Origin of the sequence: Pseudoalteromonas sp. A25 (genome assembly GCF_009176705.1) — a bacterium.
Lineage (GTDB): Bacteria > Pseudomonadota > Gammaproteobacteria > Enterobacterales > Alteromonadaceae > Pseudoalteromonas.
This window is the reverse complement of sequence record NZ_AP021846.1, coordinates 166771-180735: the sequence shown is the minus strand read 5'-3', so window position 1 is coordinate 180735 and position 13965 is coordinate 166771. Positions and strand designations below refer to the sequence as shown.

10 protein-coding genes are annotated in these 13965 nt (G+C 43.9%); 6 read left to right on the top strand and 4 right to left on the bottom strand.

The genetic code is table 11. The annotated features are described in order from the left end of the window. Window positions 1–2: 2 nt before the first annotated feature. The 3 genes from GDK41_RS00820 to GDK41_RS00810 are packed head-to-tail and all read right to left on the bottom strand — an operon-like array spanning window position 3 to window position 4655. Window positions 3–1073 (bottom strand): efflux RND transporter periplasmic adaptor subunit, encoded by a 1071-nt coding sequence (locus GDK41_RS00820; protein WP_152084641.1) that lies wholly within the window; start codon window positions 1071–1073, stop codon window positions 3–5. Beyond that, a complete protein-coding gene (locus GDK41_RS00815; RefSeq protein WP_152084640.1) occupies window positions 1057–4347 on the bottom strand; it encodes an efflux RND transporter permease subunit in 3291 nt (1096 codons plus the stop codon). The genes GDK41_RS00820 and GDK41_RS00815 overlap by 17 nt, the downstream gene beginning before the upstream one ends. A gap of 11 nt (window positions 4348–4358) precedes the next feature. Next, complete coding sequence (locus tag GDK41_RS00810; protein ID WP_152084639.1) at window positions 4359–4655, bottom strand: ArsR/SmtB family transcription factor; 297 nt, start codon at window positions 4653–4655, stop codon at window positions 4359–4361. A 97-nt stretch (window positions 4656–4752) separates the two neighbouring features. Between GDK41_RS00810 and GDK41_RS00805 the strand changes: the two genes are divergently transcribed. The 6 genes from GDK41_RS00805 (at window position 4753) to GDK41_RS00780 (ending at window position 13123) form a co-directional block, all read left to right on the top strand. Further along, window positions 4753–4941: a YgaP family membrane protein gene (locus GDK41_RS00805; RefSeq protein WP_152084638.1), complete on the top strand. Its 189-nt coding sequence runs from the start codon at window positions 4753–4755 to the stop codon at window positions 4939–4941. Window positions 4942–4943: 2 nt separating this feature from the next. Continuing rightward, the gene (locus GDK41_RS00800; protein ID WP_152084637.1) at window positions 4944–5288 is read left to right on the top strand and encodes a rhodanese-like domain-containing protein; all 345 of its coding nucleotides are present in this window, start codon (window positions 4944–4946) and stop codon (window positions 5286–5288) included. Between the two features lie 115 nt (window positions 5289–5403). Further along, window positions 5404–6618, top strand: coding sequence for an AraC family transcriptional regulator (locus GDK41_RS00795; protein WP_152084636.1), 1215 nt, complete (start codon window positions 5404–5406; stop codon window positions 6616–6618). 112 nt (window positions 6619–6730) lie between these two features. Further along, a complete protein-coding gene (locus GDK41_RS00790) occupies window positions 6731–8245 on the top strand; it encodes an amidohydrolase family protein (protein WP_152084635.1) in 1515 nt (504 codons plus the stop codon). Further along, on the top strand, window positions 8242–10335 hold the full coding sequence (locus GDK41_RS00785; protein ID WP_152084634.1) for a TonB-dependent receptor plug domain-containing protein: 2094 nt from the start codon (window positions 8242–8244) through the stop codon (window positions 10333–10335). The genes GDK41_RS00790 and GDK41_RS00785 overlap by 4 nt, the downstream gene beginning before the upstream one ends. 202 nt (window positions 10336–10537) lie before the next feature. After that, window positions 10538–13123, top strand: a complete 2586-nt coding sequence (locus GDK41_RS00780) for a serine hydrolase (RefSeq protein WP_152084633.1) — start codon at window positions 10538–10540, stop codon at window positions 13121–13123. Window positions 13124–13186: 63 nt separating this feature from the next. On the opposite strand, the gene GDK41_RS00775 is transcribed toward GDK41_RS00780, so the two are convergent. Then, on the bottom strand, window positions 13187–13753 hold the full coding sequence (locus GDK41_RS00775) for an OmpA family protein (RefSeq protein WP_152087468.1): 567 nt from the start codon (window positions 13751–13753) through the stop codon (window positions 13187–13189). Window positions 13754–13965: the final 212 nt, after the last annotated feature.

The following is a 13965-nucleotide window of genomic DNA, read 5'->3' as shown; positions in this document are numbered from 1 at the left end:
AGCTAATGCACTGCCAACATTTCTCCTGCACTGAGCCCTGAAAGCACCACGACTTCTCCTTCTAGAGCGTTGTCTAGCAACGCGCCTAATCGCACAAAACGACGTTGAACATGCCCATTTTCTACCACTTCCACCATCGTCAACTGACCGTAGCGTTTAACATACTGATTGGGGATCACCACCAGTTTATGCTCAATCGGCGGTAAATACAGTTGTGCATACATCCCAGGTTTAACATTTTGCGCTAATTCAATATCGAGTTTGACCATAAAACGGCGTGCATTACTATCTACCACGGGCACGATTTCACTGACTTTCGCGTATTGGGTCACACCACTGGCTGGGATATGTATCTTTAAATCATCCTCTAACATCAGTTGGCTCGCCTGTTGCTCCCGCACCGGTGCAGATACTTGTAGCTGCGCTGGGTTGTACAAAGATACAATAGCCGTCCCTGGCGTCAACATAGCCCCAGGCTCCTGCAGACGCTGAACAACAGTGCCATTTATGGGCGACAAAATTTTACTATCACTGAGCGCCACCTTGGCACCTTCGAGCTGCTCAGACAAGGCCAACTCTTGAGCGACAAGTTCATCAACCTTAGTACGCCATTCGTCGACCATATTAACGGCAACCAACCCTTGCGCTTGCAAAGACTCATTTCGTGCCAACTGTTTTTTAGCTTGCTGCAACTGCACTGCGATTGCATCTTGCTGCGCTTTGGCCTGAGAGACTCTCGCTTGTAAATCAGCATCATCAATGGTTGCTAATAATTGCCCTGCTTTAACACTCTGACCGGCTCTCACTTGCAAAGTTTTCAGTTGTGCAAGCAGGCGACTCGACACAAGGGTATTTTCCTTTGCAATCACATTCGCATTGACAATTTCATGGTGCGAAACTTGTTTTTCACCCACTCGATACAGCTCACCTTGATACTCAACTGGCTGACTTTTTACTCCCTCGGGCTCAACATCATTAAAGACCCCAGCTAAATAGGCGACCACGATCAGTAACAATACCAGCGCCAATGATGGTAAGGCCATTTTCTTAACTAGGTTATGAGTTAATAACATCACGGCTGTCCTCTGTATGTCTGAATACTAAAAAATAAACCAACGGCACGACCAACAATGAAAAAATGGTTGATGCAATAATGCCAAAAATGATTGCCAAAGCCAGACCACTAAATACGGGGTCAAGAATAATCACTAAATTACCCAGTAACGTTGTACCTGCTGTTAGTAGCACAGGCCTCATACGGACTTCACCAGCTTGGATAAGTGCTTGTTTTAACTCTACGCCCTCAGATCTAGCTTGATTAATAAACTCAACTAAAATGAGCGAGTTACGCACCACAATGCCCGCTAACGCAATCATTCCTATCATCGCTGTTGCAGTAAACAATATAGGCTCAGGCGCCCCTGCAATTGCACGCTCCCCAAACTGGTTCAACAACCCAAAACCCGGCATGATCCCTATCATGGTTAGCGGAATAGCCGACATGATGATCAATGACAATGCGCTAGAAGCGGTTTGTATTCTCAAAATCCCAAAAATAGCCAACAGCGCAAACGCAAATGCGATACCCATGTCACGAAACACATCAACCGTAATACGCCACTCCCCCTCACCACTAAAGGTATATGAAGTACCCTCTGGAAGTTGCCACGCTTGTGTACCACCATTTTCAATAAAGCTGCGCTGCTGCCAACTAACTGGTTTAAAAGACTCGGCGTTTTCATCGGCAACAATGTCCGCAATTACCTCAGCAGGTGTTCGCCCATTCAACTCAGCAGTTACATAAATGACATTTTGTAAGTCTTTACGAATAATGGGTTGAGGAGCCGGTATTGTTTGCCATTGCCCTAACTCTGAGAGCGCAACCAGAGGCCGTGTCGCGCTATCAAGCCCATACTCATTACCCACTTTGCTCAGTGCCATTTGACCACGCACCTGTAACGCATCTAAATTTTGTTGTTGATGGCGTACCGCATAAGGCAGACGCAAATTTATTGTGACTGGCTCAGACTCATTGGCCAAATAAAGCAAACCCGAATCTACGCCACCGCTGGCAATTCTGAGTGATTGATTAATATCTTCCGTTGATATGCCCGACAGCGCAGCTTTGCCTTTATCAACGACAAACCGCGCTATGTGCGTTGATGCTGCAAGTGTGCTATCCACTTCTACGACATGAGGCTCTGACGAAAGACGCGCCATCAATACATTGGCAGCTTGGCGATGTGTTTCACTCGACACAAAAGGCTCAGCATAAACTTGCGCAACTAAAGTACTCAGAACAGGAGGACCAGGTGGCACCTCGACCACTTTGACTTTCACACCCGAGTGGTTAAATTGCGCAAGCGCCTTGCGCAAACGCAACACCACCGCATGAGATTGATGGGCACGCTGTGTCTTGTCTAACAACAGCACGCGTAAGTCTGCTAAATGAGCAGCTTCGCGACGATAATAACCTCGCACCATGGCATTAAAGTCCATACTAGAGGGTTTGCCAACATACGCGGCAATCGCAGTGACTTCATTGAGCTGCCACACTTGTTGCTGTACTTGTCGAGTTAGCTGTGCGGTTTGCTCAAGCGTACTGCCCTCTGGTAAGTCAATCAGAACCTGCACTTCGTTTTTGTTGTCAAAAGGTAGCAGTTTTAACGGTACAGCTCGAAATATAGGTAAGCTAACACTCACAACAAATAAAGCAAAGGTTGCCCAAAGTAGCACCTTAGTGCGTTTCGCATTCGACAATAAAGGCGTTAATATTCGGCTATAAAGGGAACTTCCCTGATGTTGGTTTTGTAAATTGATTGGGTGATTATGAAGGAGCATTTTTGCAAGCCAAGGGGTCACCATAAACGCGACTAGCGTCGATGCCATAACACTCACTGGGACGTTAAATGCCATTGGTGCCATATATGGTCCCATCATGCCTGTAATATAAGCCAAAGGTAAAAACGCCACACTGATTGTTAATGTTGACATCAATAAGGCGACTTTTATTTCTGACATCGCCGACACCACTTGTTGGCGAGTGTGTGCTTTATCATTACTTTTACGTGCGGCCAGAAAACGACTTATGTTTTCTACCCCTGTGATGGGATCATCAACCAGTAATCCCAACGACAAAATAAGCGCAAACAGCGTAACCCGGTTGATAGTATAGCCAAACGCAAAGTCTAACCCGAGCGTAATGCCATAACAAATAGGTACAGCCAACCCCACGACAATAGCTGGTCGCCAGCCTAAAAACACCCCAACAAAGATAACCACGGTCAACACAGCAAAGCTTAAGCTTGCGGTTAAGTCATTGACTTTGGCATCTGCTGTTTGACCGTAATTGCGCAGCACTTTTACTTCAATATCATCAGGTAAAATGCGCTGTTTCAGTTCATTCATTAGTATTAAACTTTGTTGTGCTACATCCACCGCATTGCTGCCGCGCTGTTTTGCCACGCTAACAGTCACCAAAGGTACGCTTTGCTGCTGCTCATTAATGGCAAGCCATTGATAAGACTCAGGCTCTGCTGGGCCATCAACGACTGTTGCAACATCTTTAAGTAACACTTGTTGAGCATCAAGCACATTGACAGTGAGTAGAGCTATCTGTTGTGCATCACGTAGCACATCACCCGACTCCAGTACAATCTCTTGCCCTTGTGCGAGTATGTTGCCCACTCCTTGTAATTGGTTACTGGCCTGTATTGCCATAAGTACATCCAAAGGCGTGGTTTGGTGCGCAGCCAGTGCCGTGGCATCTAAATGCACACTGAGCTGTCTTTTTCGCCCAGAGATCACTTTAACTTCACTGGTGTTGGGTACTTTTTGTAGTTGCGTTGATATTTCTTGTGCAAAACGCGTTAACTCGTAATCTGAGTACTGTTCAGCATTTTTGCTATACAGCCCTAACATCAAGATCGGCACATCATCAACTTCAATAGGTTGGATCTGCCAATTAGCAACAACTTGCGCCATATTGTGCTGATTTGCATACAACTTTGTATAGGTGTTGAGAATTGCTTGCTCACGATTCTCGCCCACATGAAAACGCAGTGTTACCACCGTACCACCGGCATTGGTTGTTGAGTAAATATGCTCGACACCGGGGATCTGTTGCAGCAGCTTCTCAAGGGGTTCAGTCACTAAGCGCGCCACCTCCGGCGCACTCAAATTTGGAGAACTCACCTTGATATCCAACATGGGCACAACGATTTGTGGCTCTTCTTCACGAGGCGTAAACTGCAGCGCAAACATACCCATAATTAACGCCACAAATAGCACAAACACGGGTAGTCGACCTGACAGACTGCTTGCTAAAACCTTATTAAAAAGTGTCATGAGTATCGACCTTACTGAGCGCAAAATAACTGATAAAGCTGCTGCAAAATTGCCTGCACTTTTTTGTCGATTACCCGGTAGTAAATAGTTTGCCCATCTCGCCTTGTTGTGACTATGTTAGCTTTTCTTAAACTGGCGAGATGTTGAGACAAAGCTGACTGCGCCAAGGGCACAGCATCATTTAACGCGCTGACACTCATCTCTTGCTCTAATAAACTACATAAAATCATTAAGCGGTTTTTATTTGCCATCATTTTTAAAAGCGCTTCTGCTTGCTCTGCATTGTGCGCCATTGCTTCAAAGTCCATTGCCACTACCGAACAAAAATTAATTTGTGCAAAGTATAGACAGATACATTAGCAATGTCTAATATTAGTGGTAACTAATATTAAGTGAGTACTGATCATGAAACTAAACGCGATGCTGAGATTAATTGCAGGTATGATGCTACTGTTATCATTGGCACTAACCGAATTTGTTCACGCTCATTGGATATGGCTTAGTGTTTTTATTGCCGTTAACTTAATGCAATCCGCATTTACTAACTGGTGTCCAATGATCACGTTACTTAAAAAGCTCGGAGTAAAGGAATAAACATGCTAACCACAGCTCAAGATCTACTAAAAATTGTTCGACCCAACCAACGATGCATTACGGCGCAACAAGCAAAAGCAGAAATCGACCAAAACCAAGGGTTATTGATAGACGTACGTGAACCTGCTGAGTTTGAGGCAAAATCTGCCCCCACGGCGGTCAATATTCCCAGGGGACTACTCGAATTCAAGTTACCCGACTTAGAAAAAGATCCTCAACGTCCTATCTATGTGCATTGCGCAGCAGGCGGCCGAGCAGTGTTTTCAGCTGAACAACTGACACGACTTGGCTACCAAAATGTGAGTGTGATCACCTGTAAGGCAGATGAGGTATGTCAGGTATTTTAAGCTCCCGGTGACGATTTAAATTTAGGTGCTGTTGATTGAAGCGTTGAAAACGCTTAAAGTCTCTAAAAAAGGAAAGCGGACTTCCAAGACCTAACCTCTCGTATAGGCACCTTTCATGGCTGTATTTTTAGAACAAACAGTATTACTACTCGGTAGCTTGCATGCGTTGATCCTGAGTATTTTTTTATTTAAGCAAAGCGCTAAAAATCCAGCCAACCGCTACATTGGCCTTTTTACCAATACTTTTGCCCTCGTTTTGTTATCAATTTTTATTGATACCGCGGGCCTTTTATACGTATACCCGCACCTAATTGGCGTTCATGAGTGGTTAATACCCGCTTTGGGGCCTTTGCTTTACCTTTATGCCCTTAAGCTAACCGCACAAGAAGCGAGCCAAAAATATTGGCTACACTTTCTTCCAAGTGCAGTTATTGCCCTGCTGAGTATAGAGTTTTTGCTGCAAAGCTCAGCTATGAAAATACAGTTTATCTCACCGCACACTGAGTTAGGCGCTATCAATGAGCAATTTGAGTTTTTAGTTGATACCGTTATTCCTGCCTTTAGTTTACTTCAAATCACCTGTTACTTATTGCTCATTTTTCGAATTTTGAAACGCCATACAATTAATATTGAGAGCCAGTTTTCTTATTTAGAAAAAGTGAACTTATCTTGGCTCATGTGGCTAAGTAAGTTTATATCTGTACTGCTTGTATTATGGCTTATTGATGAACTCATAGAGCTTAATATAAGGCTTTGCTTTGACTCTGGGGATGGCGTAATGTGTCACTTGTCATGGTTTGCACAAGAGCGACATTTTTACCCGTCTGAAATGGGGGTGATCCTGTGCGTTTACGCCATAACTTACTACGCACTTAAGCAACCCGCAATTTTTTATCCCCAACAGCCAAACCCTGCCCCTCCACTACATCTAGGTGCACAAATACCAAGCAACACTCGCTACGCAAACTCCAACTTGTCTGAGCAACTTGCCAAACAACTTTTTCAAGAGTTAGACAAGCAAGTTCGCCAGCAGCAACTATACATCAATCCAACACTTACACTTGATGAACTCGCACAAGCCACAGGGTGGTCAAGACATCAATTATCGCAAGCAATCAATCAAGTTAGCGGTAAAAACTTTTTTGATTATATTAATATGCTAAGAATAAATGATGCTAAGCATCTACTGTTGCAACAACCACAAAAAACCGTCCTAGATATTGCTCTTGAAACCGGATTTAACTCACGCTCTGCATTTTACAATGCGTTTAAAAAATACGCCCAACAAACCCCTAGCGAGTATAGAAAAGCACCTCCTATAGCCAGTTAAAAAAATAAGCTTAATTTACATAAGGTTAAACCTTGTCCTATTCTATCAGTACGGACGATTTCACACTGAGTAATGCACATAATAAAGCGTCGGCCAAAACTCAGGAGGTCTTATGTCTCGACGTTTATTTATTCATTATAGCTTCATCAGTGTGCTCGCATTTACGCTCATGCTTATCGCGGCGTGTGGTAAAGAGTTCAACAATAAAGTTGAACAAACCACGAACTCCGTTTCATCCCCAAAAAAAATACAAACGGGACTAGCCCCACCTCAGCATCCAAAACGACTAATCATTGATAATGTCAATGTCATTACTATGGATGGGAGTCAACCCGATGTGCTTACCAACCAACGTGTTGTGGTTATCGCAGATAAGATCATTAAGATAGATGAAGCGAGTAATATTGCTTTTGCTACAGATGATAAGGTCATTGACGCCAAAGGAGGATACCTAGCCCCTGGGCTCATCGATTCTCATGTTCACTTAAGACATGAACCCGGCGCGTCATCCAATATTGTCGAAATCCACACATCCCCCGCCCAGATGTCTATTTTTTTACAACAAGGTATCACAACCATAAGAAGTTACTCAGGGACACCAAATGAGCTTGAGTGGCGAGACAAGGTAAATACCAAACAATGGCTTGGAACACGGATCATCAGTAGCGGACCGATTATCTCTTTATACGAAACTGAGTCACCATTTTTGGGCGTCCCACATGAACAATTCTCGCAAGAGTTTTTAGGTAAGTTATCACTTACTTGGCCAAAAACCCCCGAAGAGGCAAAACGAGAAGTAGCGAAACATCGGGAGATTGGTTATGACTTCATTAAAGTTTACTCCGGCGTCACTGAGCAAATTTATACACAGATAAGTGAAGCAGCAAAAGCCAATAAGCTATTTCTCGCAGGCCATATTCCTGACGCTCCCATGGCACTGGTGCTAGAGAATCATAATGAAATCGCACACCTGTCCGAGATCATCGAGGGCAGAGCAATAGCACCTGAGGAAATGGATGATGAGACCTACATTGATTGGGTCGCAACAACCATGAGTAAAAACAACATCTCTTTGGTATTTAACTGGTCAACGGATGAAGTCGTTACCCGATGGGATCTAGGGGAAGATATTTATAGTAGCGACAGCTATAACATCATCCCACAACCCATTCTTGATGCTTGGCAGCAAGAAGAGCGCGACCCAAATATCGATCCCACACTACACAATATCGCATTAATGATTGTAAAAACACTTGTCGAGGAAGGTGTTGCTGTACAAGTGGGATCAGATACTGGTGATGCGGGTTCAATTCCTGAATTAGTACACCGAGATATGGAACTAATGGTAGAAGCCGGCTTGACTCCCAAGCAAGCATTAGCCGCAGCAACTTCAGTACCAGCAAGTGTGATAGCGAACATCACCCACAGACCTCAAGACAGAGGCATTATCAAGGAAAATTACCTCGCAGATTTGGTGTTATTTAAACAAAACCCGCTCGATGACATCCACAACATTAAACAACGTATCGGCGTTGTCATTGGGGGCCACTGGCTAAGCCAGCAACAACTCAATGAAATGGCGAACGAATTTGCAAAACTACCCGTACATTATTTGGAGCTACCATGAACAAAATGCGTCTATATTGTCACATAACGATTGCGCTTAGCGGGTCTGTTTTAGGTAGCACTGTTGCGCAAGAGCAAACTAGCATTGAACACATAGAGGTTGGCGCTAGCCGTTACGCTCTGATGAAAAATAATGGCTCTGCGCTACACCAATTGAGCAAAGAAGCCATCGCACAAACGCCACATATTGCGGATGACGTTTTTCGGCTAATGCCTGCTTTGCCAGGCGTAAGTGCCGGGGACTATTCAGCAAACTTTTATGTGCGTGGTGGCCAAAAAAACGAAGTGCTGGTATTGCTTGATGGACAGGAACTATACCGTCCTTTTCATATGAAAAGTTTTAATAGCGCCTTTAGCATCATTGATACGGAGAATGCTGAGCAAATCAATCTGTACACTGGGGGGTTTTCTGCACGTTACGGTAATAGGCTCAGCGGTGTACTAGATATTCAGTCGGTGCAGCCACAAGCGCAAACCAAATACAGTGTCGGAGCAAGCTTTATCAACGCTCGCGCAGCTGCTCAAGGAAGCTTTGAATCACAAAAAGGCCACTGGTTAGTGTCGGCACGACGAGGCTACTTGGACATGATCCTCAAAGCCATGGATGATGAGACCAGTAAATTTGAGCCCATCTACGCCGACCTATATGCCAAACTCAGTTATGAGCTCAACGACTCACACACACTATCGACAAACCTACTGTATGCGTACGATGATGAAATACTTGATGATAACTTTGACGAATGGAATGGCTTTGAAAAATACTACGTAAAAGAAAAAATTACCGGCAATTATGCGAGCCAATATCTGTGGTCACGTTTAACGTCACATTGGCATGATGCATTGTCTTCGCAAACCATGCTATCCGTGGGTAAAGTTGAAGAACAACGTAAAGGCGGGCAAAGTGACCCTTATGAAATCGATCTAAGCGTTAAAGACGACAAGTCTTTTTCATTTTATGGTATCAAACAAGATTGGCGTTGGCTGCGAAGCCATGACTTCATGCTCGAATTTGGGTTTCATAGTAAACACGTCGATATTAATTATGATTACGCAATGGCTTTATTTCGCCACCGTTTATTTGCCGATAAACCCCAAAGCCAGCGCACTGCAGCCCTAGTCAATGCTAAAGGCCTACAGGCAGGGGCTTACCTTAGTGGCAAATACAAACTTCATCCAGACTGGGTCACCGAACTGGGTTTACGTTACGATAAGCAAAATTATCAAGGTTTTAGTGACTCTCAAATCAGCCCAAGGGCTGCACTTAGTTACCAGCTATCTTCAGATGAAAGTTTGAACTTCAGCTGGGGGCATTTTTATCAAGCGCAAGACATGCTCGATTTGCAAGTAGGTGATGGAATTGTCAATTATGCGCCAGCACAAAAATCAGAACACTACATAGCTGGATATTCGGGTGCCTTCAATACACTGACTTATCGAGTAGAAGCCTATTATAAACGCCTATCAGATATACCTAAACGCTATGAAAATGCGTTGGATCCATTGAATTTCTTTCCTGAAGGCCAAGCTGACCGCCAACTCATAATAGCGACAAAAGGAGAAGTAACGGGTATTGAACTTTCGATAGCGCAAACCATCAATAATCAGTGGCGCTGGCATGCAAATTACAGTTGGTCAGATGCACAAGAAACTATAGATTCTAAGCAGGTACAGCGTAGTTGGAATCAAACACACACTCTCAATGCGGGCATTAACTACCTATTTAACAATGGCTGGAACGTCAATCTTACCAGCCAGTACCACAGTGGGTGGCCAACAACTGGCGAGTATGGCACTTTGCAAAAGTCTATCAATGGTGAGCAAAAAATCATCCGACATTTAGCTGCGCGCAACCAACAAAATTTAGCTGACTATTTGCGTTTTGACTTACGTTTATCAAAGCAATATCAGTTAACACAAAGTCAACTACAAGTCTTTTTTGAAATATCGAACCTATTAAACCGAAAAAACCAATGCTGTGTTGAGGCGTCAAAATACCGCTTAAACGAAAATAGCAAAATAATTGTTGAGCAAGAGTATGGGCATTGGCTACCTATGATCCCAAGCTTTGGCGTTCGTTGGGATTTTTAATACTTGTGCCAATTCACTTTCCCCAAAAGGGGGCGACGTAGTTATTCCGTCGCTCCCTTTACCTGAGAGGGTCGCTTAGCAACTGTATAAAAGTGTAAGCAACAGCTTAACTTTATTACACTTTCTTGCTATTCGATAACAGCCATGTCCCTTAAAACACTCTAAAGTCTGAGCATAACAATGACACTTCAAGGAACAAAACATGAAGCCCAAATCAAGTGTACTCACATTGGCCATCGCAGCTAGCTTATTACTCAGTGGCTGCAATGACAACAAAGACAAAAACCCCCATAGCTTACTCATCAAAGAACACTCGCAGCTCAATAAAGCCCAAGGAATTTGGGATAAAAAAGCATATGGAGAAGTTTTATCTATTGTTGATGGACGCATCAAATACTATGAATATAACAGTCAAGCTTGCACACAAATCAGTGATAAAAGTTATCAAGAGTTCATGCAAGATCACGCAAGCACGCTGCATATCACGAACTCCCAGATCCTAGATATTATCGAAAAAGATACCACGCAGAGCGAAACGCTTTTCAAAGTAGATGAACTCCCGGTGTCGTGTAAAACCCCAATTCAGCTAACTCAATCGAGCACGGCAACCCAAGTCTTTGAATACTTTTGGCACTCGTTCAATGATTATTACGCATTTTTTGAGTTGCGTGATGTTGATTGGCAAGCTCAATATACTGCTTATGCCCCGCAAGTTCACGATAGCATGACTGACGATGCGCTCTTTAATGTGCTTGCACAAATGATTGCGCCATTGCAAGACGCCCATGTTTCGATAAACGATGGCAGCAAATCTTTTTCAAACACCAAACCTGCTCCCCTGCTCAGAAGCGCGCATGGTAAAGCAAAGTCTTACTTACGCTTTGGCGCACATGTAGACACAATAGATGTCATCAATGACCTATGGGATGACTACTACGACACAACCGCCAGCTACATTGACGCAGAAAGTTTAAAAAGCTTTCCTCAAGAGACTGATGCTAAAACTCTGATATGGGGCATAACACCAGATAATGTCGGAATTTTAGTGATTAATAATATGGCGCAGTATCATTCTGATCCGGATGCAACAGAGCAGCAACAGTTGACTGCAGCAAAAACATTAATCGACTCAGTCATGTCGGACCTAAAAGACACCGATGGCCTTATTTTAGATATCAGGAATAACCTTGGTGGAGACGATGTGATTGCAACGATAATTGCCAACCGATTCACTGAAAAGCGGCAAATGGCCTATAAAAAACAAGCGGTTAATCGCTCTGGTAGAGGCATACCTAAAATCTTTTCAATTGGTGGCAAAGGCGAAGCGTATACCAAGCCTGTTTACATGCTAACCAGTCAAGTGACGGTCAGTGCAGGTGAAGTGTTTGCAATGACCATGAAGCAACTTCCTCACGTAACCCAAGTTGGCGAAGAAACTGCTGGCGCATTTTCAGACATCCTCAACTTTACCTTGCCAAATGGCTGGGAAATTGGCTTATCAAATGAGGTATATAGTAACCCCAAAGGAGAACGCTTTGAGCGCATAGGGTTACAGCCTGACGTACACATAAGTGCCTACTCTAGCTTAGAAACGGATCTACAGCGATTCTCAACATATGACTATGCGCTGGACATGATGGGCAAACAAACTTCTGCGAAGTTGAGTATCAGTGAGTTTGAGCAACAAGTTAGAGCACAAATGGCACAAGGTGCGATACCCGGTCTCGCTGTTGCGGTGATAAATCAGGGCCAAATTAAATATGCTAATGGCTTTGGCATTGCTAATGAACAAAACGCGCCTGTCACTGCAGATACCCCGTTTTATGTTGCGTCTGTTAGTAAAGCACTTGTCGGTGCAACAATCGCCCATGCCGCATCGGCGCAAACCATCTCAATTGATGAGAACATTGCCCATTTGCTACCTTTTGCGATTGATGTAACACCCGCTCAACAAACGCCCGTAACTTTACGCCACCTGATCACGCATACTAGTGGTATTGTTGATGCGAGCCCCGCATTTTTATGTGCATACTATATTCACGCCACCAAACAAAACATCAGTGATGCCATGTTAGGTACCAACACGTGTGATAGTCAGATCAACCCAGACTTACAAGTTTATTTAACGGATTACCTCAATCGTGATGGCAGATATTATCAACAAGAAAACTTTACCTCGCAATACGGGCTTAACACTGGCGAAGTGTATATTTATTCAAACATCGCCACCGCCCTCGCAGCCTATACCTTAGAGCAAAAGAGGAATATCCCCTTCGTAGAGCTTGCTCAAGAATACATTTTTACCCCACTTAACATGAGCAATAGTACATGGGGAGTTGGAGAGCCCGCGGATAATGTCGCAACTCGATTTGTGCACAATCCGCAAACAGGGGAGCGCGTCGCAATGCCAAACTATGGCGCTATCACTTATGCCGACGGTTCAGCTATTTCGACAGTTAACGATCTGGCACGCTTTTTAATTGCGAGTATGAATAACGGACAAATAGAGCAACAACAAGCCTTGTCTAAAGCTGCCGTTGAAGCCATGCTGACGCCACAAACAACCACACCAGTTCCAAGCCGTGATATTGGTTATTTTTGGGAGCTTGATGGAGAGTATATTCACCATGATGGCTCAGACCCTGGTGTGATATCTCAGATGATAGGCAATTTAACAACACAAAATGGGGTCATTTTGCTCAGCAATGGCGATGATAATCATCAATCCAATAATCAGGCATTCAACACTATTTTGCACTTAGCCCTGCAGTTGGCAAATTCAAACTAGTTTTACAAAAAATACAGCGGTGTAGATGCACCGCTGTATCATGATAACAACGACACGTTTAACCTATGCCTTATTTGGTACGATTTGGATCTCTACACGCCTATTTTTGGCACGGCCCTGTTCAGTGGTATTGCTAGCAACAGGGGCTGACTCTCCCATACCTTGAGTATGCAAACGCGCTGCTAATACTTGCTGACCTAGCAAGTAATTTTTTACACTATTGGCACGTTGCTCACTCAATTGTTGATTGAGCTGCGCAGAGCCTGTACTGTCAGTATGGCCAACAATATTTAGAAATGTCTTCTCATACTTGTTCATCACTTTAGTGATACCATCTAACGTACGGTAGAAGTCTACCGATATATTGGCTTGACCGGATGCAAAGGTAATATTACTTGGCATCACCAAACGCATGTTATCACCCTCGCGGATAACTTCTACGCCCGAACCTGCAAGCTCCTTTTTAAAAGCAGCTTCTTGCTTGTCCATGTAATCTCCAATGGCAGCCCCCGCTATTGCGCCAATAGCGGCTCCGATAAAAATACGCTTGTCTTTATGATTGCCCGTTGCTTTACCCAAAACCGCCCCGGTCGCAGCACCGATTGAAGCGCCTTTGCCTGTGTTCGTCATTTCACAGCCAGATACCAAAGCAACACCCAGTGTAATTGCTATAAACCCTTTTTTATTCACGTTATGGTTTCTCCCAGTAATACATTGCTTTATCTCGGATCCAAAGAAACGATATCAAACTTCTAAAATCAGATGTGCCCCACCAAAGTACCAGCCTCAAACAATGAAGCGCATGTAGAGGTGGGTTCTAAGAATTCATGTCTGTTAGGCTA

Bases quoted from the DNA above. Each gene is read 5' to 3' on its own strand.
- GDK41_RS00775 (WP_152087468.1), bottom strand. From the start codon at position 13,753: ATGACGAACACAGGCAAAGGCGCTTCAATCGGTGCTGCGACCGGGGCG.
- GDK41_RS00795 (WP_152084636.1), top strand. From the start codon at position 5,404: ATGGCTGTATTTTTAGAACAAACAGTATTACTACTCGGTAGCTTGCAT.
- GDK41_RS00790 (WP_152084635.1), top strand. From the start codon at position 6,731: ATGTCTCGACGTTTATTTATTCATTATAGCTTCATCAGTGTGCTCGCA.
- GDK41_RS00800 (WP_152084637.1), top strand. From the start codon at position 4,944: ATGCTAACCACAGCTCAAGATCTACTAAAAATTGTTCGACCCAACCAA.
- GDK41_RS00785 (WP_152084634.1), top strand. From the start codon at position 8,242: ATGAACAAAATGCGTCTATATTGTCACATAACGATTGCGCTTAGCGGG.
- GDK41_RS00810 (WP_152084639.1), bottom strand. From the start codon at position 4,655: ATGGACTTTGAAGCAATGGCGCACAATGCAGAGCAAGCAGAAGCGCTT.
- GDK41_RS00820 (WP_152084641.1), bottom strand. From the start codon at position 1,073: ATGTTATTAACTCATAACCTAGTTAAGAAAATGGCCTTACCATCATTG.
- GDK41_RS00815 (WP_152084640.1), bottom strand. From the start codon at position 4,347: ATGACACTTTTTAATAAGGTTTTAGCAAGCAGTCTGTCAGGTCGACTA.
- GDK41_RS00805 (WP_152084638.1), top strand. From the start codon at position 4,753: ATGAAACTAAACGCGATGCTGAGATTAATTGCAGGTATGATGCTACTG.
- GDK41_RS00780 (WP_152084633.1), top strand. From the start codon at position 10,538: ATGAAGCCCAAATCAAGTGTACTCACATTGGCCATCGCAGCTAGCTTA.